Source organism: Enterococcus sp. AZ171 (genome assembly GCF_051714005.1).
GTDB classification, from domain to species: Bacteria; Bacillota; Bacilli; order Lactobacillales; family Enterococcaceae; genus Enterococcus_B; species Enterococcus_B pernyi.
Map to the genome: position 1 here is coordinate 1,316,275 of NZ_JBIORA010000001.1, position 22,632 is coordinate 1,338,906.

Consider the following 22,632-nt stretch of genomic DNA (forward strand, 5'->3'; position numbering starts at 1 on the left):
CTTGATTTCTTATTATTCAGTAAAATGCTTTGATTGTCAAACTATTTTTTTGATGAATAAAAAATGATTGCCAAATAATCAAGAATATGATACTTTGATAATCAAAGTATTAATTACGGCAATTGCCCGAAAGAAGGAGTAAACTATGTCATACGCATTATCAGCAACGGAAGTAATGGATCTTATTCCAAACCGTTACCCAATTTGTTACATCGATTACGTGGATTCGATCGATTCAGGAAAGAAGATCATTGCAACAAAAAATGTAACGATCAATGAAGATTTTTTCCAAGGTCATTTCCCTGACAATCCTGTCATGCCCGGAGCGTTGATCCTAGAAACCCTTGCACAAGCAGGTTCGATCTTGATTTTAAAATCAGAAGAGTTCCTAGGGAAACGTGCGTATATCGGTGGGATCAACAAAGCAAAATTCCGTCAAAAAGTCGTTCCTGGGGATGTGATGAAGTGTCATTTTGAGATCATCAAAATGAAAGGACCTGTAGGGACTGCGATTTCTGAAGCTTTTGTTGACGATAAAAAAGTGTGTGAATGTGAATTTACATTTATCGTCAATGAGCAAGCATAAAGATAAAAATAAACTTTAGGAACCCATAGAGAGGTTCTAAAAATATCAATAGATATGGCAATAGGGGAGTGGGAAGTAGCTTTCCGCAAAAAAGAATCATCTTCTGAATAGTTTTCTATTCTTAGATGATCTTTTTTTGTCTATTTAAGACTGTTTTGAAAATGTTAAGTTTTACTAAAGATGAAAATAAAAAATAGTTGTAAAGTCCCAGTCATCAAAAGTTTTTTTAGTGAAAAAGGGAGTGGGACATTCGTTCATCTCACCCACCTATAACCGAATAAACGGCGGGAACAAAAGTAACCTCTTCGAAAAATAAGGCGCCATCCACAAAAATTTGAAAAACAATTTTCGTGGATGGCGCCTTATTTCTCGAGGCTGAACACTTCTGTCACGACCTCAAAGTGATCAAATGTGTGTTTATTTTGCTTCCTGTAAGATGTTGATTTTTTCGATCTTCACATCTTCTTTTGGCTTATCTGAGCTATCTGTTTCGACAGCAGCGATCGCATCAACGACGTCCATACCTTCAACGACTTGACCAAAGACAGTGTATTCACCATCTAAGCTAGGGTAGCCGCCATTTTTATAAGCGTCAATGATAGCTTGTGGGTAATCATCTTTCAATAAACCATCATGCATGTCATCAGAGTTTTGTACGATGAAGAATTGGCTGCCATTACTATTCGGGTCTTGTGTACGAGCCATTGAAAGGGCGCCGCGGATGTTATACAGTTGGTTTGAGATCTCCGTTTCGAAACCTTCTCCCCAAATACTTTCTCCGCCAGTTCCGTTCCCTTCAGGATCGCCACCTTGGATCATAAAGTCTTGGATGACACGATGGAAAGTGACGCCATCGTAATAGCCATCTTTAGCATGAGTCATAAAGTTCTCCACAGCTTTTGGTGCAAGCTCTGGGAATAGTTTGATCTTGATCGTTCCTTTAGTTGTGACCATTTCAACTAGATCTTCGTTATCAGCGACTTCTGTATTCAATTGAGGTAACTCTAAAGAATTTAAATCGATGCTTTCTACAGTGCTAGTCTCTGTTGTTTTTTCTGTAGATTCTTTTGTACTTGAAGACGCGGTATCTGAACCGTTCGACGTACAACCAGCTGCAAATAATAGCGTTGCAGCCATACTCATAGTTAAAAATAATTTTTTGTGTTTCATAAGTAATTCCTTTCTTTTTTAGTTCGTTGTTATCTTTAATGATAGCAAATTATCAGATAAATACCTACACTTTTTCGAACAATAAGCGAAATTATTTAATAAATAGCAAAAGGTGTAGACCATTTGAAAGCGGTTTGTTATAATGTAAGTGGATACAAAAACGCACATCCAGGAGGGTATCAACACATGGGAAAATTAGGAATTTCAATTTATCCAGAACGTTCAACGTTTGAAAAGGACAAAGAATATTTAGATTTAGCACATAAATACGGATTTAAACGTGTATTCACAAGTTTATTACAAATTGCAGACGATAAAGAAAAAGTCTTAGCAGACTTTAAAAAGGTAGTCGATTATGCCAATCAATTAGAGATGGAAGTCATGGTGGATATCAATCCAGCTTTATTTGAACAGTTAGAGATCTCTTATGATGATTTATCGTTCTTTGATGAGATGGGCGCTGACGGCATTCGTCTTGATATTGGATTTACTGGAGCTGAAGAAGCAAAAATGACTCGCAATCCATACAATATCAAAATTGAGATCAACATGAGTTCAGGCACGAATTATGTTGACAATATCATGAGCTATTCGCCGAACACAGATAACTTACTAGGTTCACATAACTTTTACCCTCATCGTTATTCTGGTTTAGGATATGATCATTTTGTCGCTTGTTCGGAGAAATTCCGCAAATATAATTTGAATACGATGGCATTCGTAAATTCACAAACAGCCGACTTTGGCCCATGGCCGACACAAGACGGACTTTGTTCACTAGAAGACCATCGTGATCTTGAAATCGCGACGCAAGTCAAACACTTGATGTTGACAGGTTTGATCGATGATATCTCAGTAGGAAATGCTTATGCGAGTGAAGAGGAATTACGCTCAATGTCTGAAGCCTTCTTTGCAAGTTATCCTACATTAAAAGTGGATGTAGCAGACGATATCACAGAAGACGAACGTATTTGTCTATTCGACAACCTTCATAGTTATCGTGGAGATCGCTCAGAGTATATCTTGCGTTCCACGATGACACGCATCTATTACAAAGACAAACCATTCCCAGCGCATAATACGAAAGATATGACCCGTGGGGATGTATTGATCGATAACGTTGGTTATGGTCAATATAAAGGCGAAACACAAATTGCTTTAAAGGAAATGAAAAATGATGGGCGAGTGAATGTCGTCGGACGTATCTCAGACGATGAGTTATTCTTACTTGATTTCTTAAAACCATGGTCAAACTTCAAGTTGATTGAAAGTAAATAATTATACAATTAAATATTGAAAAGACCCGTAAAGCTTTGATCGCTTTACGGGTCTTTCAATGACGATTATTATTTATTCTAGATTGCATCACACGTCCTCTTTGTTTATACTAATTATAGACAGTACATCAATGTGAAAGCAAGGAAGGTATAAGATGAAACTTTGGATCAAAATTTTAATCGGCGTGACATTACTCGTGACAGTCGTATTAGTCTTTGCGGGTAATTATTTTTATAACTATGCCGTTGTTCCTTCAGAAAAAGACTTTTTAGAAGGCGATACTCCTGGCACAACAAAAACAAATGAAGAATCGAGTGCACAATCTTGGTTTGCGAATCCTGACAATCGTAAAGAGTGGCAACAGATATCTACGGATGGGTTGAAGCTATCAGCCATTTATCTACCAGCAACAGACAGTCATAAGACGGCGATTGTGGCTCATGGATATATGGGCAATGCAGAAACGATGGCAAATTACGCAAAGATGTTTCATGATCTTGGCTATAACGTATTAGTACCTGATGCGCGTGGACACGGAAAAAGTGAAGGGGATTATATCGGCTTTGGCTGGCACGAACGGAAAGATTATGTGAAATGGATCGATCAAGTGCTTGAAACAAACGGTCAATCGGAAGAAATCGTTCTATACGGTATTAGTATGGGGGCAGCGACGGTGATGATGACTAGCGGAGAATCACTGCCTACAAATGTTAAAGCGATCATCGAAGATTGCGGTTATTCCTCTGTTAACGAAGAATTGGCTTATCAGCTCAATGAATTATTTAGCTTACCGCCGTTCCCACTGATCCAAGTAACCAGCTTGATGACAAAAATCAGAGCCGGCTATTTCTTTGGGGAAGCTGATGCGATCAAACAATTAGAAAAAAACCAATTACCGATGCTGTTTATCCATGGGGATGCGGATACATTTGTTCCTTACGAAATGTTGGACAAAGTCTACCAAGCGACGAACGGACCAAAAGAAAAATATATCGTCCCAGGAGCAGAGCATGCCAAAGCATATTCGATCGATCCTGAGAATTATCAAAAGACTGTAAGTAGTTTCCTAGAAAAATATGTAAAATAACTGTTGTGACCAAAGTGTTTCTTAAAGAACTTTAAGAACTTTCTTGAAACTTTTGGTCACAACGTTTTATTTTGTCTCCATTCGTTCTTGCAGTAAAATAAAGAAAGAGTCAGGTATTTCCGTGAAACTTTCAGTTTAATGATGGACAAACGGGCCATTCACCGATAAAATAGACAGGACTTGTGTTTATTGTGGAAATTCAGGTAGTCAGTATAGTTAGAATAGATAAAAGGAAATAGGAGGACGATAATATGTCCATGTTTTTAGATCAAGTAACAATCGACGTGAAGGCTGGTAAAGGCGGAGACGGGATGGTTGCGTTTCGTAGAGAAAAATATGTACCTGATGGAGGACCGGCTGGTGGTGATGGCGGTCAAGGAGGCGATGTGATCTTAGTCGTTGATGAAGGCTTACGCACGTTGATGGACTTCCGTTTCAACCGTCACTTTAAGGCTCAGCCCGGTGAAAATGGCATGAGTAAAGGGATGCATGGACGTGGTTCTGATGATACGTATGTCAAAGTCCCTCAAGGAACAACTGTACGTGATGCAGAAACAGGGGCACTCTTAGGAGATTTGATCGAAGATGGTCAGACTTTAGTAGTAGCAAAAGGTGGCCGCGGCGGTCGCGGAAATATCCGTTTTGCTTCTCCAAGAAACCCTGCGCCGGAAATTGCTGAAAACGGCGAACCCGGCCAAGAACGTAAAATCGAATTAGAATTAAAAGTACTAGCAGACGTAGGTCTCGTAGGTTTTCCTTCGGTTGGGAAATCGACCTTGCTTTCTGTGATCTCTTCGGCAAGACCAAAAATCGGGGCGTATCACTTTACTACCCTTGTACCAAATCTAGGGATGGTCACTACAAGTGACGGACGTAGTTTTGCGGCAGCGGATCTTCCAGGACTAATCGAAGGAGCTTCACAAGGCGTCGGATTAGGCACACAATTTTTGCGTCATATCGAACGTACTCGTGTCATTTTGCATGTGATCGATATGAGTGGAATGGAAGGGCGCGATCCTTACGAAGATTACTTGGCGATCAACCATGAGTTGTCTTCTCATAACTTGCGCTTGTTAGAGCGTCCACAGATCATTGTAGCAAATAAGATGGATATGCCGGATGCAGAAGAAAATCTAGTGAAATTCAAAGAACAACTAAATAAAAACAAAGAAGATGAATTTGCCGATGACATCCCAGTATTCCCAATCTCTGGTGTGACTCGTAAAGGACTGGATGCCTTACTGAATGCGACAGCTGATCTGTTGAAAGTAACACCAGAATTCCCATTATACGAGGAAGAGATCGAAGAAGAAACCGTTCATTATGGCTTCAATCCAGAAGGTCCTGAATTTACGATCGATCGTGAACCAGATGCGACATGGGTATTGTCAGGTGAGAAAATCGAGAAGTTGTTCCAAATGACTAACTTTGACCACGATGAAACGGTGATGCGTTTTGCTCGCCAATTACGTGGGATGGGTGTCGATGAAGCCTTGCGTGCCAGAGGTGCAAAAGATGGTGACTTGGTGCGTATTGGTGAGTTTGAGTTTGAATTTGTCGAATAATATTAGATACACCACATATTTAAGTGACTAGATAGCCGTTCAGTTCCAAGTTGTAAGGCAAAATTTGAGAAAATGATCGTTCATTTTTTTTGGTTTTGACTTACTCTCTTAGGAGCAGGCTTTCGTAGAACCTTTATCGGATTTGAGGAGTTGACGAATGTCAAACTCCTTTTTTTGTATACTGCGTTATTTTTTAAAGGTTTTCCCTTTTATTTTTGTTTATTCCAAGGTACACTAAAAGAAAATGAGAAAGAGGCGATCTTCATGAGCAAACGAGTGATCATATTGAATTTTGAGTTAGAAAGTCAAGCTTACCAAGCATTTTCCGAAATCAAGAAGCTTCACATGACGAGAGCGATCAAAGGCGAACAAATGGCGGTCATCAGCCATCAGTCTAATGGCGCCCATCAATTCAAAATCGAAGACTTCTTAGATTTTACTGGGAACAATAAATCCTCTAAAGGTGGTCTGATCGGAATGCTAGTTGGCGTTTTAGGTGGCCCATTAGGGATCTTGCTAGGATGGTTTGCGGGCGGAATGATCGGTGCGAGCCAAGATGCCAAGGAAATCAAAGATGCACAAACGGTGTTTGATTTTGTTGGAAATAAGATCGGCGAAGGCGCAACAGGTCTGATCTTGATCGCAGAAGAAGAGGACAACCGACCATTGAACCAACTTGTGATGATGGAATTAGGTGGAGAAATCACTCGATTGGATTATGAAGAAGTAGAACAAGACGTTCATGATGCAACTGAGGTAGAAAAACATGCAAAAGAAACAGCGCAGAAAAATTGGGATGAAAAGCACAAAAAGCCAACCGATAGCTCAGAGGATACTACGCCTTCTGAATAACGATAAAAAGAATGGATGTAAGAATAGTGGTACTTATTCACTCTTTTCATTTATAGGGACAGTCTTCTAAAAATTATCCTGCGAATTTCAGTTGATTGTCGGCTGATTTTACCCTAGAATTAATAAGAATGAATAGAAAGTTAGGTAAATTATGGAACTAGAATTTTTAGGTACAGGCGCAGGGGTTCCTGCTAAACATCGAAATGTCTCAAGTATCGCATTGAAACTTTTGGACGAGCGAAATGAGATTTGGTTGTTTGATTGTGGGGAAGGCACGCAAATGCAGATTCTACGAACAAATATCCGTCCAAGAAAAATAGAAAAAATATTTATCACTCATCTCCATGGGGATCATATTTTTGGTTTGCCAGGTTTAATCAGTAGTCGCTCTTTTCAGGGTGGCGAAACACCATTAGAAATCTATGGCCCTAAAGGAACGGAAGCATTTGTACGCAATGCGCTGACGATTTCTCAAACTAAACTAGGCTATCCCCTTGTTTTTATTGATTTATCAGAAGATCAAGCTATTTTTGAAGACGCACACTTTTCTGTGTATGCAAAAAAATTAAGCCATGGCATCGATAGCTACGGATATCGGATCGTTGAGCATGATCACAAAGGCGAATTACAAGTGGATAAGCTTAAAGAACTGAATATTCCAGCTGGTCCCATCTATGGAAAACTAAAAAAAGGGGAGACGGTCCAATTAGACAATGGCCAGCTCATCAATGGACGCGATTTTGTCGGTCCAGATAAAAAAGGACGAATCGTGACCATTTTAGGAGATACTCGAAAAACGACCAATTCTGTTATATTAGCAAAAAACGCAGATGTCTTGGTGCATGAAAGTACGTTTAATAAAAACGAGGCGAGAATGGCCCATAATTATTTCCATTCAACGACTCATCAAGCCGCAGAAGTGGCAAAAGAAGCAAATGTCCAAAGATTATTACTGACCCATATCAGTGCGAGATATCTAGGAAAAGCAACACAAGAACTTGAACAAGAAGCGCAAGAAATCTTTCCAAATACAAAAGTCATGAAAGATTTTGAGGTTGTGGATGTTCCGTTTCAAGAGGAGGAAAAAAGTTGAATTTAGAAAATAAAGTCGTTTTAGTCACTGGTGGCTCTGGTGGTTTAGGTGCACAAATCTGTTATGAAGCAGCAAAACAAGGAGCAATCGTTGTCACGTGTGCGAGAAGAATCCAACAAATTGGCGAAGTGATGGCGGTTTGTCAAGAACTAAGTGGAAAACCAGCATACGCGTTTCAACTAGATGTTAGTAATCCAGACAGCGTAGATGAATTGTACGACAAGGTGATGACTGAGGTCGGTCGTGTTGATATCTTAGTCAATAATGCTGGATTTGGTATCTTTGAGGATTTCTTATCCTTTGACTTAGGAAAAGCCTACGATATGTTCGAAGTCAATGTCTTGGGGATGATGGTATTGACACAAAAATTTGCGATCGATATGGCAGAAAGACGTCAAGGACATATCATCAATGTGGCATCCATGGCAGGAAAAATGGCGACAGCTAAATCTACGATCTATTCTGCTACTAAATTTGCTGTTTTGGGCTTTTCAAATGCGTTACGTTTAGAGTTGAAGCCACTAGGAGTCGCAGTCACTACGGTAAATCCCGGACCAATCGAAACGGAATTTTTTGATAAGGCTGATCCAAGTGGTAGTTATTTGGAAAAAGTCGGTCATTTAGTTTTGGATTCAACTAAATTAGCACAAACGATCGTGCGAGCGATGAAGCATCCTAAACGTGAGATCAATCAGCCGGTATTGCTAGAAATCGCGTCTAAATTTTATGCACTTTTCCCAACCATTGGGGATTATTTTGCAGGTGGAATTTTTAATAAAAAGTAGGTGAAGTAAATGAAAAAGCAAGGTAGTGTGATCGTTGGTTTTTTACTTGTACTTGTCATTGTCGTGTTCGCTGTATTGAACAATCAAAATGTTCCTGTAAGCTTTGGATTTGCTTCTTTTAATGCGCCATTGATTCTAGTGATCATTGGTTCAGCATTGATTGGTGCATTGATTGTATTTTTAACAGCCTTTACGACACTATGGCAACAGAAGAAACAATTAAAACAATTAACAAAAGAATTAGCAGAGAACCAAGCAGATATCCAAAAGAAAATCGAAGAGGCGACAGAAGAACAACAAAGACAATTTCGAAATGAACGTGCGGAACTTGAAGCGGCCTATCAAGCAGAATTACAAGCAAAGCAAATACAGATCGAACAAATGCAAACACCTTCTGAATCACCTTCTCAAACACCAAAGCAAAGCGTCAATTACTTTGATTGATCATGGATAGCTGATGTTTTTTTGAAAGTAAATAGAATAAAGTGGTAGAAATCACTGTATCAAAAATCAAATAGAGGATTTATTACTCAATTTCTAAAAGGCAACCAAAGTAGGCAAACGAATCTGTTTTGTCTACTTTGGTTTATTTAAGTTGGAGATGTCAGAATCTAATCTTCTGAAATTCTTTTTTTTAGAGAAGACGTTTGCTATAATGACTAAGTTAGGGGTGAGTATGTGAGACGAGCAAATTTTGATTGGAAGGTCAATGAAACAACACCTTCTGAATCTTTTATCCAAATAATCAAACAACAAGGATTGTCTCCTCTGATCGGGCAATTGCTATGGCAAAGAGGATACCGAGAGGAAGAAAGTATCCATCGGTTTTTACATCCAAAAGAGCAAAAGTTGCATGATCCATATTTGATGTTTGATATGGACAAGGCAATCAGCCGTATCCAAGAAGCCGTGATCAATGGTGAACAAATCTTAGTTTACGGAGATTATGATGCAGATGGCATCACCAGTGCGACCGTCATGAAAGAAACGTTAGAATTGCTTGGTGCCCAAGTGGAAGTCTTTTTACCTAATCGATTTGAACATGGGTATGGACCTAATCTAACCGTTTATCAAGAGAAAATAGCCGCAGGGACTCAATTGATCGTGACTGTCGATAATGGGGTAGCTGGGCATAAAGCAATTGCTTATGCACAACAGCACGGAGTAGATGTGATCGTGACAGATCATCATGAGTTGCCTAGTGAATTACCAGCGGCTTATGCAATCATCCATCCCCGCCATCCACAAGGCAATTATCCTTTTGGAGAATTAGCAGGTGTCGGTGTCGCGTTTAAAGTAGCGACCGCTTTGTTGGAAGAACCACCAGCAGAATTTTTAGATTTAGTCGCAATTGGCACAATCGCTGACCTTGTCTCTATGACTGATGAGAATCGGACGCTAGTGGCGTTAGGTTTAGAGGCAATTCGTCATACCGAGCGAGTAGGCTTACAGGCACTGTTTGCGAAAAGTAGTGTACGTACGAATGAAGCGGATGAAACGATGATCGGTTTTTCGATTGCCCCGCGCTTGAATGCCATCGGCCGGATGGGAGACCCTAATCCAGCAGTTGAATTACTAGCCACATTCGACGAAAGTCAAGCTCAGACATTAGCCGAGCAGTTACAAACGGTCAATGAAGAACGTAAAGCGATCGTTGAGCAAATCACCTCAGAAGCATTGGCGATGATCAATGAAGAGAACCAGATCCATTTATTAGCACATCCAGGCTGGCATGAAGGGGTACTAGGGATCGTTGCAGGAAAAATCATGAATCAAACAGGCAAACCAACAATCGTGCTAGGCATCAAAGACCAGTCCGTTGCAAAAGGATCAGGTCGAAGTATCGAAGCGTTGAATCTTTTCGATATGCTGAATGAGATGCGTGAATTGTTTACATTTTTTGGCGGCCATCACGCAGCAGTCGGATTAACAATGCCAGCGGAAAATATCCCTGAGTTACAAGACCGGATGAATGCCTATATAGAAGAAAAGCAAATCGACTTGTCTAAAGGTCCTGTGTTGGTGATCGATGAAATCGTCTCCCCAAAGGATGTAACGGTCGAACAAATCGCTACATTGAAATTACTGGCACCATTCGGAACAGATAATCCTGTACCTAACTTTTTATTCAAACAGGTTGCAGTCGAAAATGTAAAACGAATCGGTTCGAACCAACAGCACTTGAAGCTTTCTTTAGTGGATGAAGATAGTCAATTAGATGCTGTCGCGTTTGGTTTTGGCCCACAAGAAAATGAATTTGTAGATGATTCGCTTGATATTGTAGGACAATTATCGATCAATGAATGGAATGGGCGCAAAAAACCGCAGCTGATGGTTTCTGACTTTGCAGTAGAAGGATTGCAAGTATTTGATTGGCGGGCGAAACGTTACCGAACATTAGCAAATGAAATCGAAAGTCCGTTCTATTTAGCGTTTGATGAAGCATCGATCAAAGAACTAAATGAGTCGATACAAAAACACATCATTCATTGGACAGATAAAGAAATGATTCAATCATGGATTCAGGAAAATGACCCAAACGCATTAGTCGTGATCGATTGTCCAACCGATTTGAACGACTTGAAAGAGATCTTATCATTTGGGTCCTTTAGCCGAGTTTACTTTTTAGGTATTTCTGTTGATGAAGCATACTTGAACGGTGTAGGAACAAGAGAACAATATGCTCGACTCTTCAAATTGATCCATGCGCAAGAACGGATCGATATCAGACATAAATTAGGTGCAATGGCCAACTATTTAAAAATTCCACAAAAATTATTAATTTTTATGATACAGGTGTTTTTTGAGTTGAAGTTTGTTACAATAAACAATGGTGTTTTGGAGAAAGTCGCAGATCCGGCGAGTCATCTATTGACTGCAAGTGACCGCTATCAGGAGCGATTGAAAAAAATCAAATCAGAGGAATTCTTACTATTAAGTGACATTCCCACAATAAAAAAATGGTTAACAACCTAGGAGGAAACAATAAAGTGGATTTAAAAAATTATATTGCCAGTATTCCTGACTATCCGTCCAAAGGAATTATATTTAGAGATATCTCGCCATTGATGGCTGATGGAGATGCTTATCGTGAAGCAACGAAGCAAATCGTTGATTATGCGAAAGAAAAACGTATCGATATGGTCGTTGGACCAGAAGCACGTGGATTTATCGTAGGGTGTCCAGTGGCTTACGAATTAGGCGTGGGCTTTGCTCCTGTGCGTAAAAAAGGAAAATTACCTCGCGAAACGATCGAAGTCACTTACGGGCTTGAATACGGTACAGATACCTTGACGTTGCACAAAGATGCAATTCAACCAGGACAAAGAGTCTTGATCTGTGATGACTTATTAGCAACAGGTGGAACGATCAAAGCAACGATCGAATTGATCGAAGAACTTGGCGGAGTTGTTGTGGGTTGTGCCTTTTTGATCGAGTTGATGGATCTGCATGGTCGTGACAAAATCGAAGGCTACGACATGATTACTTTGATGGAGTATTAATCAAATAAAATATTGAACAGAAAACCCCCTTCCACAAACGGATGAATCGTTTGCGGAAGGGGATTTTCGTTGGATGAGTAGCCTCAATTTATTGATGGAACAAATGTGTGCAAGGAGTAGGTAGTCAGTTTGTCGTTAAAAAAAGCAAACGAGCGATCATCGTTTGCTTGGACGGATTTTTCATAGAAGCGATCTTATTTACTTTTACGAGTGCCTGGAGCTGTAATAGGTTTCGTGATAGAAGGAGTCTTCATGGGATTGACGACGTTGTGATTGACGGTATTTTTTTTCATCCCACAACATAAACCACAATGTAAACAAAGGAACAAAAACCAACAGCGCTGTACGTAGACCAAAATTACCAATAATAATACCTAAAAACAAAACGATCAATACTAAACCAAAACGTCTCATTGATTTCATGATTTTCACCTCTTTATAGAATGCGAACAAAAGTTCGTATCATTAGTATACGAACTTTTGTTCGGTTTGTAAAGAGGGAAGTTCAAAAAGAACAAAGATATCTACTAAAAGAGGAAAAGACGAGCTTGAGATCATGATCTCAAGCTCGTAAATAAATAACTGAATTTTCTTTTTTATCAATAAATATGACTACGGTACAGACCAACGACACGACCTAAGATCGACACCTCATCTAAAATGATCGGTTCCAGTAAATCATTCTCGGGTTGCAAACGGAAATGATCTCTTTCTTTATAGAACCGTTTGCAAGTTGCTTCGTCTTCTGCAGTCATCGCAATCACGATATCACCATTTTGTGCAGTTTCTTGTTTACGGACAATGACATTATCGCCATCCAATATCCCAGCATTGATCATACTTTCTCCTCGGATCGTCAACATGAACAGACTGCCTTCTTCTGAGGAAAGGTTTGGTGGGACTGGAAAGAAGTCAGAAGCTTCCTCGACAGCTAGTATCGGCTCTCCGGCAGTAACAACGCCGAGAACAGGGATCGTCGTTGGGCGAATCCCAATTTTTGATAATCCTTGTTGCGTCAATTCGATTGCACGTGGTTTCGTAGGGTCTCTTTGAATAAAGCCTTTTTTCTCTAATCGGGCAAGATGACCATGGACTGTCGATGTGGAAGAAAGCTGAACAGCTTCTCCGATCTCACGGACAGTCGGTGGATAGCCTTTTTGGGTCACTTGTTCGTGAATATATCGTAAGACTTCGATTTGTCTTGTTTCAGTTTGTCGGGCCACAAGGTACACCTTCTTTCACTTGATAACTAAATAGTACCATAGAAAATACATGATTTCAAACAAATGTTCGCATTAAAGACTATTGATGTAGTTGTTTTTTTTTCGTTTTTTATATAAGATGTAGGAGAAGCAAAAGCGAGGAGGAATAGTTGTGTTATCGCCTGAAAAAATCGAACGTATCAATCAGTTAGCTAAAAAGAAAAAAGCAGAAGGATTGACACCAGCTGAAGTCAAAGAGCAAAAGGAATTACGAGAAGCATATCTGACAGCCTTTCGTTCTGGCATGAGACATCATATTGAAGGGATGAAAGTGGTTGATCCCGATGGAAATGATGTCACACCAGATAAATTGAAAGAAATCCAGAAGAAAAAAGGCCTCCACGACCGAAATAGCAAGTTTTAGTAAAAAAAACTAAAAGTCGTTGCTTTTTCAGAGGAGATACTATAAAATTAGAAGTAGAAATATAGGTAAAAAAAACCTAAATTACAGGAGGGGTTACATTGTTTGATAAAATTGATCAGCTTGGTGTGAATACGATCCGTACATTGAGTGTCGATGCAGTACAAAAAGCAAATTCAGGACATCCGGGGTTACCAATGGGTGCCGCGCCAATGGCTTATGCCCTTTGGACGAAACACTTGAAAGTGAATCCGAAAACTTCTAAAAACTGGGCAGACCGTGACCGTTTTGTCTTATCTGCGGGACATGGTTCAGCGATGTTGTACAGCTTGTTGCACTTAGCAGGGTACCAAGTGACGATTGATGACTTGAAACAATTCCGTCAATGGGAGTCAAAAACACCAGGACACCCTGAGGTCAACCATACGGACGGCGTCGAAGCAACGACTGGTCCGTTAGGACAAGGGATCGCAATGGCTGTGGGGATGGCAATGGCAGAAGCGCATCTAGCAGCGACCTACAACAAAGATCAATTCAACGTCGTTGATCATTATACCTATGCGTTATGTGGCGATGGCGACCTGATGGAAGGTGTGTCTCAAGAAGCAAGTTCGATGGCTGGACATATGAAATTAGGAAAATTAATCGTTTTATACGATTCAAACGATATTTCTTTAGATGGACCAACCTCAAAAGCCTTCACTGAAAATGTTGGCGCACGCTATGAAGCTTATGGTTGGCAACATATCTTGGTCAAAGACGGCAATGATTTGGAAGCTATCTCAAAAGCAATTGAAGAAGCGAAAGCCGAAACAGACAAACCGACATTGATCGAAGTGAAAACGGTCATCGGATTTGGTGCACCAAACCAAGGAACTTCTGCGGTTCACGGCGCACCACTTGGCTTAGAAGGCATTCAAAAAGCTAAAGAGATCTATGGTTGGGAATACCCTGACTTTACCGTACCAGAAGAAGTGGCGGAACGCTTCCGTCAAACGATGGTTGAAGAAGGCGAAAAAGCTGAAAATGCTTGGCGTGAGATGTTCGCAGCATACAAAGCAGCGTATCCAGAATTAGCGCAACAATTCGAAGATGCTTTTGCTGGGAAGTTACCAGAGAATTGGGATGCCGAACTTCCAACGTACGACGAAGGTGAAAGCCAAGCGAGTCGTGTCTCAAGTAAAGAAGTTATCCAAGAATTATCAAAAGCGATCCCAAGCTTCTGGGGTGGTTCTGCCGATCTATCTGGATCAAACAATACGATGGTGACAGCAGACAAAGATTTCACGCCTGAACACTATGAAGGCCGCAATATTTGGTTTGGTGTTCGTGAGTTTGCGATGGCATCAGCGATGAACGGGATCCAATTGCATGGTGGTACCCGGATCTATGGGGGAACATTCTTTGTCTTTGTCGATTACTTGCGACCAGCTGTGCGTTTAGCAGCGATCCAAAACACGCCAGTTATTTTCGTCTTGACCCATGACTCTGTGGCAGTTGGTGAAGATGGCCCGACGCATGAGCCAGTGGAACAATTGGCTTCGGTTAGAAGTATGCCAGGTGTCCATGTCTTACGTCCGGCGGACGGGAACGAAACTCGTGCGGCGTGGAAAGTTGCGATGGAATCGACAGATACACCAACGATCTTAGTCTTGAGTCGTCAAAATCTACCAGTTCTTCCAACAACAAAAGAAGTGGCGGATGATATGGTTAAAAAAGGTGCCTATGTCTTGTCTCCAGCTAAAAGGGAACAACCAGAAGGAATCTTGATCGCGACAGGTTCAGAAGTGGATCTAGCGGTCAAAGCGCAAAAAGTATTAGCGGAACAAGGAAAAGATGTCTCAGTGGTTTCTATGCCAAGTTTTGATTTGTTTGAACAACAATCTGCAGAATATCAAGAAAGTGTCTTGCCAAAATCAGTGACGAAGCGTGTTGCGATTGAAGCGGCTGCTTCATTTGGATGGGAACGTTATGTAGGAATCGAAGGTCAAACGATCACGATCGATCACTTTGGTGCTTCTGCTCCTGGAAACAAAATACTTGAAGAATTTGGTTTTACAGTAGATAATGTAGTTAACGTCTTCAATCAATTATAGACAAATACTGAAAGCAGTTCGATTGGAGTGCTTGGAGATTTTTTCCAAGCCTCCAATTTTCTATTTTTTTAGATACAAATTAGTAAAAAGGGATTATTGTCGTTACTTTTGTGTTACTTTTTGATTACGTGAAGATTACAAAAAGTAAATAATTGAAGATTCGTTTGAGTTTCAATAAAATAAAACGTATAATTTAAATGATTAAGTTTCGTTTAAGAGGAAGTTTTATTTACTGTTTCATTTGAGGAGGAATTTGAATGCAAGAGCTGAGAACCCGTAGCGCTCGACACCATAGGCCCAAAAGGAAAATGACCATCAATAAAAAAGCCATTGCACCTTTAGTGGGGACAAGCCTATTAGTTGGGCCAATGTTGGTCACAGCAACACCACAAACTGTACGTGCGGATGAGTTAGATGTCGCATCTTCTGCCGATCCGCAAGCATTTATCAATCAAATCGGATGGGCTGCTTCTGAAGTTGCAGCAAGCAATGACTTATATGCATCTGTCATGATTGCACAAGCATTACTTGAAAGTGCTTATGGTACATCTGGATTATCAAGTGCACCATATTACAACTTATTTGGAGTCAAAGGTAGCGCAGGTCAATCTGTGGTATATATGAATACGCAAGAATATTTGAATGGTCAATGGGTAACGATGAACGAACCTTTCCGTCGCTATTCATCTTATTGGGAATCATTCCAAGATCATGCGAATGTTTTACGATCTACTAGTTTTTCGACAGGCGATTATCATTATTCAGGTGTATGGAAAAGTAATACAACCAGCTATTATGATGCAACAGCTTATTTAACTGGACGTTATGCAACAGATCCTAATTACGCATACAAATTAAATGAATTGATCAGCACATATAATCTGACTCGCTTTGATACACCATCAACTGGTTCAACAACAACTAGTACGACAAGTACCACAACGACCAGTACGACAACCTCTACAACGACTGCGACAAGTAGTAACCAAACTTATACTGTCGTCTCTGGAGATACACTTTGGGATATTGCTCAAAAATTTGGTATGTCCGTCGATGATCTGATGGCAAAAAATGGCATGACGATGTCAAATTATTCATTATTGGTTGGACAAGAAATCAATGTCTAACTTTATATCAACTTAAAAATAGAGGCATATCATTGGATATGCCTCTATTTTTTGCTTCTCCAGTAAGAATCACTCGCAGAAGTACCTCTTTTGTATTATGATTAATAGAGAAGCAAATGAAGGGGGAAAAAACATGACACAGATTTATCAGTCGATCACAGAATTGATCGGTAAAACACCTATCGTTCGATTAAATAAGATGGTTCCAGAAGGAGCTGCGGATGTTTTTGTTAAATTGGAATTCTTCAATCCAGGTGGAAGCGTGAAAGACCGTATTGCCTTGAATATGATTGAAAAAGCAGAACATGATGGAATATTGAAACCGGGTGATACAATCATTGAACCAACTTCAGGGAACACTGGTATTGGTTTAGCGATGGTCGGTGTAGCAAAAGGATATCATGTGAAACTTGTCATGCCTGAAACGATGAGTATCGAGCGTCGCTTATTGATGAAGGGCTACGGAGCAGAACTAATTTTGACTCCAGGGACAGAAGGCATCAGTGGTTCAATCAAAGAAGCAAAACGTCTGGCTGAAGAAAATGGGTATTTCTTGCCTCTGCAATTTGAAAACCCAGCTAATCCATTAGTTCATGAAAAAACGACTGGTCCAGAAATCCAAGCGGCGTTTGGTGTGAATGGGTTGGATGCGTTTGTCGCAGGAATCGGTACTGGTGGAACGATCACCGGTGCGGGACACGAATTAAAACGGATCAATCCAGCGCTTAAGATCGTTGGGGTTGAACCAGCCGAATCTGCCGTTTTAGAAGGAAAAGAACCTGGTCCACACAAAATCCAAGGCATCGGAACAGGGTTTGTTCCGGATACGTTAGATACGAATGTATATGATCAAGTCTTATCAGTATCTAGTGAGCAAGCAATGATCACAGCTCGCCGTATGGGGCAAGAAGAAGGTATCTTAGTGGGTGTTTCTGGAGGAGCTGCAGTTGAAGCTGCACTTAATGTAGCTAAAGAACTAGGTGCTGGAAAAAAAGTTCTTGCGATTATTCCTGATAACGGAGAACGTTATTTGTCTACTCCTTTGTATCAGGATATGTAAGTCTACGTGAAAATCTGAATAAAAAGTGTGAAATAATGGTGAAACATCTGTTATTTTACACTTTTTTTGCATAAAATAGGCAAAATTATAAAATTCTTTTCTTTTTCTTTCCATAATATGTAGATTTAAAAAAATAAAAATAGTATGATAATAAAAGAACAATAAGGTGGGGTTTTGTTTATATGGAAAATAAAAAAGTAGAAGCGGCGATCGAGCAGCTGAAAAAAGAAAATATTCGGATTACGCCGCAAAGATACGCAGTTTTAGAGTATCTGATTGAGCATCGTTCGCATCCAACTGCAGATGAAATCTACAAGGCGCTTGAGCATCGCTTTCCTAATATGAGTGTTGCTACAGTTTACAATAATTTACGATTGTTCACATCGATCGGGTTTGTTCAAGAAATGAAATATGGTGATGCATCAAGCCGATTTGATTTTAGTTCACAAAGACATTATCATGTGATTTGCCAAAATTGTGAGACGATCGTCGATTTTCATTATCCAGGGCTAGAAGATATTGAAATGGCGGCGGGGCGCTTAACTGATTTTGAAATCCATGATCATCGTTTAGAATTATATGGGCTATGTCCGAATTGCAAAAAATAAATCGTGCGAACATCTGAAACATCGATAAGGTCAAATGACTTTGTTGATGTTTTTTTGTCTTTTATTTGTGACGTGTAGAAAAACATGGAATACCTACTCCTATGAAACTAAGAGGAAAACACACTAACAGTTTTAAGAAAGGTGAAAATATTTATGCGATTTTTTATGCGATTTCGTATTCATTCACAAGCATAGAGGTGTTAGTTTAAAACATCACAAAAAGAACGTTTGTTTATCAGCGTTTTAAATCGAAAATGCGCAAAATATGATAAGTAAGCACTTGTGAATTCACAAGCATAAAACTGTTGGATACGTTTTAATTTTGCTATAGTAAAAATTGTCAAAGGACAAATCGTTTATCGGAGGGACACACATGAAAGTAGTAGTAATCGGCTGTACCCATGCAGGAACAGCAGCAGTAAAAAGCATCTTAAAAAACAACCCAGAAGCAGATGTTACAGTTTATGAACGTAACGACAATGTTTCATTTTTATCTTGTGGGATCGCATTGTATGTTGGAGGCGTCGTGAAAGACCCAGCAGGCTTGTTCTATTCAAACCCTGAAGAGTTAGCTTCGTTAGGTGCGAAAGTGAAAATGGAACATGATGTCACTGATGTTGACACAGAAAACAAACAAGTCACAGCGAAAGATTTAAAAACTGGCGAAACTGAAACAGTTTCTTATGACAAATTAGTAATGACTACTGGTTCATGGCCAATCATCCCGCCAATCAAAGGGATCGAATCTGAAAATATTCTTTTATGTAAAAACTATAATCAAGCAAACGAAATCATTGCTAAAGCAGAAGAAGCGAAGAAAGTAGTGATCGTTGGTGGTGGTTATATTGGGATCGAATTAGTCGAAGCGTTTGTCGAGTCTGGCAAAGAAGTGACATTGATCGATGGTTTAGATCGTATCTTGAATAAATATCTTGATAAACCATTTACGGATGTGTTAGAAAAAGAATTGGTTGATCGTGGAGTTACTTTAGCTTTAGGTGAAAACGTTTCTGAGTTCATTCCAGATGAGAATGGTAAAGTAAAACAAGTAACTACAGCTAGCCAAACATTTGATGCGGACATGGTTATTTTGTGTGTTGGTTTCAGACCAAATACAAAATTAGTAGAAGGTAAAGTAGAAACATTGCCAAACGGCGCAATCAAAGTAAATGAGTACATGCAAACAAGCAATCCAGATATTTTTGCAGCGGGCGATTCAGCAGTTGTCAATTATAACCCAAGTGGTACGCAAAACTACATTCCTTTAGCAACAAATGCAGTCCGTCAAGGATTGTTAGTAGGAAACAATTTAACAGAGCAAAAAATGGCTTATCGTGGAACACAAGGAACTTCTGGTTTGTACTTATTCGGTTGGACGATCGGTTCAACAGGTGTAACAACAGAAAGTGCCCCAATGAATAACTTGGATGTCCAAGCAACACTATTTGAAGATAACTATCGTCCAGAATTCATGCCAACGACTGAAAAAGTCATGATGGAATTAGTATATGAAAAAGGAACAAATCGTATCGTAGGCGCACAATTCATGTCTAAATACGACATCACTCAATCTGCTAATACGATGTCATTAGCGGTTCAAAATAAAATGACTGTTGAAGACTTAGCTCTTTCTGACTTCTTCTTCCAACCTCATTTTGACCGTCCTTGGAACTACTTGAATCTTCTTGCACAAGCAGCTCTAGGAGAAATCGAGACAGCTCAATAATTGGTCAAAGCGTCATAGACGAGCCATCTGGAAGCAATATTGTTTCCAGTTGGTTCTTTTTTTTGGAACTCAACTGGCTATTTAAAGGTCAAAATTTTTTATTGACACTTTTTGTTTTATTTCTCACGAGACAGGAATGGTTTGTTGCAGACTTCACCAGTTGCAATTAGTTGTTTTCCTTTGTTTTTTTTGTCAAAATAATAGATGTAATTAATTTCCAACAAAGCAGATGTAGTGAGTTGGACTAGAGGAGGATCATTATGGAAAAAGAATATTTTGTACAACAGGATAATTTTATTGAAGATTATAAAAAAGTGACAGGGAATGAAACGATCGATATCGATTCTTTAGCAGAAGAAGTGATCAATCAATTAAATGAAACTCAAGCAGAAGAATTCGTTTTATCTGGAGATGAGACAACAGATGGTGAGGACCATCAATTTCCGTTTAGTCGACGGATCTATACCGATGAAAATGATGGAACATTGAATACAGAGTATACGTATGAAGGACAACCATACGAGCTACGAACGGATGACGAAGTACAATAATAAACGTTCTATCGAGCGTGAGCGTCATTCTCTAAGCTGCTTGTAGATTAGATATGAGACCTTTTCATAGAGGAGAGCATATACTAATACAAGCAGCCTTTTTTTCTAGCATACATATATTCCGAAAAGTGAAAACTAAATATAAAAACCACTAAAACATTTTAAAAAAATTCAACTAATCCTTTCTTGCTTCAATTCTTGTTTTTACGTATACTAATTTTAAAGAGAGGGATAATAATGTTGAATTTAGAAAACTATTTAAAAGCTGGTCAAACGATCGTTTCCAATCTTTTGCTTAAAAATTATCATCGTATCGGCTTACAAGCAGATGAATTTTTATTTATATTACAGTTGCATATGGCACAATCAGAAGGAGATTCATTCCCGGATCTGATGAATATTTCCCAGAATATGGGCGTTAAGCAAGAAAAAGTTTTTCAAATTTTGAATCGATTGGTCAGTGGTCATTTCATAGCGATCGAAACTACACTTATTGATGGACGTAAAGCGGATCGCTATGATTTGACACCAACGTATGTGCATTTAGAAAGATTATTAGAAAAAGACTCTCTAAAGCAAGAAGAAGAAGTCCAAGAAAAAACGACACGTTCAGTCTATCAATTATTTGAACAAGAGTTTGGACGGCCCTTATCCTCTATTGAATTCCAACGGATCGGACAGTGGTTGGAAGAGGACCATTATCATCCGGAGATTTTGAAATTAGCTTTACGGGAGGCTGTATTGAACCAAGCGTATAGTTTCAATTATATCGACCGTATCTTATTATCTTGGGAACGGAAAAATTTAAAAACCAAACAGCAAGTAGAAGAAGATCAAAAACGCAGAAAGCAGCAACTGCTTCAAAAAGAAATCGATCAGCCAGCCCAACAAGAAGAGCTGCCAAAAGTATCATTAAAGAATTGGCTGGAAGAATGGGAGTAATATGTTAGGTAAACAACGTACAATGGAAGCTTTTGAGAAAATGTATGAGATGTTTCCAGAAGCGCATGGAGAATTACAACATAAGAATCCTTATGAATTATTGATTGCCGTCATTTTAAGTGCACAAGCGACAGATGTTTCGGTCAATAAGGCAACACCTGCTCTATTTCAGGCTTTTCCAACTCCTGAGGCGTTAGCTAAAGCCCCACTAGAAGAGATCATTCCTAAAATAAAAACAATTGGATTGTATCGGAATAAAGCGAAAAACATTAAAGCATGTGCGCAACAGCTGATTGATCATTTTGAAGGACAGGTCCCTCAGACAAGAGAAGAGTTGGTCTCATTACCTGGTGTGGGTAGAAAAACAGCAAATGTGGTGCTTGGGGATGCATTTGGGGTGCCAGCTATAGCAGTTGATACTCACGTAGAACGTGTGACGAAACGACTAAGAATCTGTAAATTGGATGCGTCAGTACAAGAAGTTGAACAAACATTGATGAAAAAGGTGCCGGAAAATTTATGGGTAAAAACGCATCATACATTGATTTTCTTTGGACGGTATCACTGTACTGCTAGAAGTCCCCGCTGTGAAGTATGTCCTTTACTGGATATGTGCCAGGATGGCAAAATGCGAATGAAAAATCCTGCAAACAAACACTTAAAATAAGAAAGAAGAGGTCATGACAGAAGTGTTTAGCCTCAATCAATAAGGCACCATCCACGATAATTGTTCGTCCAATTTTTGTGGATGGTGCCTTATTTCTAAATTAGTTACTTTTATTCTTGCCATTTATTCGATTTTTGAATATGTGAGCGGAGGAAAATCCCACTTTTTTTTGTAAAGAAAAAAATGTTGAGAAAAACACATGAGAGTAAAAGAATAAATAATTGTTTATAACATTACGAGCAAATTTGCTGAATGATGCAAACGAGAATTATTTCGACGAAATAAATAATAAAGGATTATCAGGATAATGAAA

22 protein-coding genes are annotated in these 22,632 nt (G+C 39.4%); 19 read left to right on the forward strand and 3 right to left on the reverse strand.

The features are described 5' to 3' along the window. Positions 1-145: 145 nt before the first annotated feature. A complete protein-coding gene (gene fabZ / locus IGJ49_RS06410; protein WP_010735583.1) occupies positions 146-586 on the forward strand; it encodes a 3-hydroxyacyl-ACP dehydratase FabZ in 441 nt (146 codons plus the stop codon). A gap of 417 nt (positions 587-1,003) precedes the next feature. Here the strand turns inward: fabZ and IGJ49_RS06415 are convergent, their stop codons facing one another. Continuing rightward, positions 1,004-1,756 (reverse strand): peptidylprolyl isomerase, encoded by a 753-nt coding sequence (locus tag IGJ49_RS06415; protein WP_019723747.1) that lies wholly within the window; start codon positions 1,754-1,756, stop codon positions 1,004-1,006. 186 nt (positions 1,757-1,942) lie between these two features. Here IGJ49_RS06415 and IGJ49_RS06420 point away from each other — a divergent pair, with 186 nt between their 5' ends. The 9 genes from IGJ49_RS06420 to IGJ49_RS06460 all read left to right on the forward strand — a co-directional run bounded on the left by IGJ49_RS06420 (position 1,943) and on the right by IGJ49_RS06460 (position 11,919). Next, positions 1,943-3,034, forward strand: coding sequence for a DUF871 domain-containing protein (locus tag IGJ49_RS06420; protein ID WP_438722805.1), 1,092 nt, complete (start codon positions 1,943-1,945; stop codon positions 3,032-3,034). Between the two features lie 154 nt (positions 3,035-3,188). Continuing rightward, positions 3,189-4,121, forward strand: a complete 933-nt coding sequence (locus tag IGJ49_RS06425; RefSeq protein ID WP_010735580.1) for an alpha/beta hydrolase — start codon at positions 3,189-3,191, stop codon at positions 4,119-4,121. Between the two features lie 251 nt (positions 4,122-4,372). Continuing rightward, positions 4,373-5,686, forward strand: a complete 1,314-nt coding sequence (gene obgE, locus IGJ49_RS06430) for a GTPase ObgE (RefSeq protein WP_438722808.1) — start codon at positions 4,373-4,375, stop codon at positions 5,684-5,686. Positions 5,687-5,950: 264 nt separating this feature from the next. After that, positions 5,951-6,538, forward strand: a complete 588-nt coding sequence (locus tag IGJ49_RS06435) for a hypothetical protein (protein ID WP_023519572.1) — start codon at positions 5,951-5,953, stop codon at positions 6,536-6,538. Positions 6,539-6,689: 151 nt separating this feature from the next. Then, positions 6,690-7,631, forward strand: a complete 942-nt coding sequence (gene rnz, locus IGJ49_RS06440; RefSeq protein WP_023519573.1) for a ribonuclease Z — start codon at positions 6,690-6,692, stop codon at positions 7,629-7,631. Continuing rightward, complete coding sequence (locus tag IGJ49_RS06445) at positions 7,628-8,416, forward strand: SDR family NAD(P)-dependent oxidoreductase (RefSeq protein ID WP_010735576.1); 789 nt, start codon at positions 7,628-7,630, stop codon at positions 8,414-8,416. Before rnz ends, IGJ49_RS06445 begins: the two co-directional genes overlap by 4 nt. Positions 8,417-8,425: 9 nt before the next feature. Then, the gene (locus tag IGJ49_RS06450; protein ID WP_023519574.1) at positions 8,426-8,860 is read left to right on the forward strand and encodes a LapA family protein; all 435 of its coding nucleotides are present in this window, start codon (positions 8,426-8,428) and stop codon (positions 8,858-8,860) included. Positions 8,861-9,094: 234 nt separating this feature from the next. Continuing rightward, positions 9,095-11,392, forward strand: a complete 2,298-nt coding sequence (gene recJ, locus IGJ49_RS06455) for a single-stranded-DNA-specific exonuclease RecJ (protein ID WP_438722812.1) — start codon at positions 9,095-9,097, stop codon at positions 11,390-11,392. Between the two features lie 14 nt (positions 11,393-11,406). Further along, positions 11,407-11,919, forward strand: a complete 513-nt coding sequence (locus IGJ49_RS06460) for an adenine phosphoribosyltransferase (protein ID WP_010735573.1) — start codon at positions 11,407-11,409, stop codon at positions 11,917-11,919. A 204-nt stretch (positions 11,920-12,123) separates the two neighbouring features. Here IGJ49_RS06460 and IGJ49_RS06465 read toward each other — a convergent pair whose 3' ends face one another. After that, a complete protein-coding gene (locus tag IGJ49_RS06465; protein WP_023519576.1) occupies positions 12,124-12,342 on the reverse strand; it encodes a hypothetical protein in 219 nt (72 codons plus the stop codon). A gap of 176 nt (positions 12,343-12,518) precedes the next feature. After that, entirely contained in the window at positions 12,519-13,142 is a 624-nt protein-coding gene (lexA, locus tag IGJ49_RS06470) for a transcriptional repressor LexA (protein ID WP_010735571.1), read from the reverse strand. Between the two features lie 151 nt (positions 13,143-13,293). Between lexA and IGJ49_RS06475 the strand changes: the two genes are divergently transcribed. The 9 genes from IGJ49_RS06475 to nth all read left to right on the forward strand — a co-directional run bounded on the left by IGJ49_RS06475 (position 13,294) and on the right by nth (position 22,319). Further along, on the forward strand, positions 13,294-13,545 hold the full coding sequence (locus IGJ49_RS06475; RefSeq protein ID WP_010735570.1) for a DUF896 family protein: 252 nt from the start codon (positions 13,294-13,296) through the stop codon (positions 13,543-13,545). Positions 13,546-13,643: 98 nt separating this feature from the next. Next, a complete protein-coding gene (tkt, locus tag IGJ49_RS06480; protein ID WP_438722815.1) occupies positions 13,644-15,638 on the forward strand; it encodes a transketolase in 1,995 nt (664 codons plus the stop codon). A 257-nt stretch (positions 15,639-15,895) separates the two neighbouring features. Next, the gene (locus IGJ49_RS06485; protein WP_074801879.1) at positions 15,896-16,765 is read left to right on the forward strand and encodes a glucosaminidase domain-containing protein; all 870 of its coding nucleotides are present in this window, start codon (positions 15,896-15,898) and stop codon (positions 16,763-16,765) included. A 133-nt stretch (positions 16,766-16,898) separates the two neighbouring features. Then, a complete protein-coding gene (gene cysK / locus IGJ49_RS06490; protein WP_010735567.1) occupies positions 16,899-17,825 on the forward strand; it encodes a cysteine synthase A in 927 nt (308 codons plus the stop codon). 182 nt (positions 17,826-18,007) lie between these two features. Then, positions 18,008-18,433 carry a Fur family transcriptional regulator gene (locus IGJ49_RS06495; protein WP_019724202.1) on the forward strand — a complete coding sequence of 142 codons (426 nt, stop codon included), beginning with the start codon at positions 18,008-18,010 and terminating at the stop codon, positions 18,431-18,433. A 373-nt stretch (positions 18,434-18,806) separates the two neighbouring features. Further along, a complete protein-coding gene (locus IGJ49_RS06500) occupies positions 18,807-20,159 on the forward strand; it encodes an NADH oxidase (protein ID WP_010735565.1) in 1,353 nt (450 codons plus the stop codon). 260 nt (positions 20,160-20,419) lie between these two features. After that, on the forward strand, positions 20,420-20,710 hold the full coding sequence (locus tag IGJ49_RS06505) for a DUF5960 family protein (RefSeq protein ID WP_023519579.1): 291 nt from the start codon (positions 20,420-20,422) through the stop codon (positions 20,708-20,710). 237 nt (positions 20,711-20,947) lie between these two features. Next, positions 20,948-21,652, forward strand: a complete 705-nt coding sequence (locus tag IGJ49_RS06510; RefSeq protein WP_010735563.1) for a DnaD domain-containing protein — start codon at positions 20,948-20,950, stop codon at positions 21,650-21,652. Between the two features lies 1 nt (position 21,653). After that, positions 21,654-22,319: an endonuclease III gene (gene nth / locus IGJ49_RS06515; protein WP_010735562.1), complete on the forward strand. Its 666-nt coding sequence runs from the start codon at positions 21,654-21,656 to the stop codon at positions 22,317-22,319. The last annotated feature ends 313 nt before the right edge of the window (positions 22,320-22,632 follow it).

Excerpts from the sequence above, each read along its gene's own strand:
- fabZ (WP_010735583.1), top strand. The coding sequence starts at position 146 with ATGTCATACGCATTATCAGCAACGGAAGTAATGGATCTTATTCCAAAC.
- IGJ49_RS06415 (WP_019723747.1), bottom strand. The coding sequence starts at position 1,756 with ATGAAACACAAAAAATTATTTTTAACTATGAGTATGGCTGCAACGCTA.
- IGJ49_RS06420 (WP_438722805.1), top strand. The coding sequence starts at position 1,943 with ATGGGAAAATTAGGAATTTCAATTTATCCAGAACGTTCAACGTTTGAA.
- IGJ49_RS06425 (WP_010735580.1), top strand. The coding sequence starts at position 3,189 with ATGAAACTTTGGATCAAAATTTTAATCGGCGTGACATTACTCGTGACA.
- obgE (WP_438722808.1), top strand. The coding sequence starts at position 4,373 with ATGTCCATGTTTTTAGATCAAGTAACAATCGACGTGAAGGCTGGTAAA.
- IGJ49_RS06435 (WP_023519572.1), top strand. The coding sequence starts at position 5,951 with ATGAGCAAACGAGTGATCATATTGAATTTTGAGTTAGAAAGTCAAGCT.
- rnz (WP_023519573.1), top strand. The coding sequence starts at position 6,690 with ATGGAACTAGAATTTTTAGGTACAGGCGCAGGGGTTCCTGCTAAACAT.
- IGJ49_RS06450 (WP_023519574.1), top strand. The coding sequence starts at position 8,426 with ATGAAAAAGCAAGGTAGTGTGATCGTTGGTTTTTTACTTGTACTTGTC.
- IGJ49_RS06465 (WP_023519576.1), bottom strand. The coding sequence starts at position 12,342 with ATGAAATCAATGAGACGTTTTGGTTTAGTATTGATCGTTTTGTTTTTA.
- IGJ49_RS06485 (WP_074801879.1), top strand. The coding sequence starts at position 15,896 with ATGCAAGAGCTGAGAACCCGTAGCGCTCGACACCATAGGCCCAAAAGG.
- cysK (WP_010735567.1), top strand. The coding sequence starts at position 16,899 with ATGACACAGATTTATCAGTCGATCACAGAATTGATCGGTAAAACACCT.
- IGJ49_RS06495 (WP_019724202.1), top strand. The coding sequence starts at position 18,008 with ATGGAAAATAAAAAAGTAGAAGCGGCGATCGAGCAGCTGAAAAAAGAA.
- IGJ49_RS06500 (WP_010735565.1), top strand. The coding sequence starts at position 18,807 with ATGAAAGTAGTAGTAATCGGCTGTACCCATGCAGGAACAGCAGCAGTA.
- IGJ49_RS06505 (WP_023519579.1), top strand. The coding sequence starts at position 20,420 with ATGGAAAAAGAATATTTTGTACAACAGGATAATTTTATTGAAGATTAT.
- IGJ49_RS06510 (WP_010735563.1), top strand. The coding sequence starts at position 20,948 with ATGTTGAATTTAGAAAACTATTTAAAAGCTGGTCAAACGATCGTTTCC.
- nth (WP_010735562.1), top strand. The coding sequence starts at position 21,654 with ATGTTAGGTAAACAACGTACAATGGAAGCTTTTGAGAAAATGTATGAG.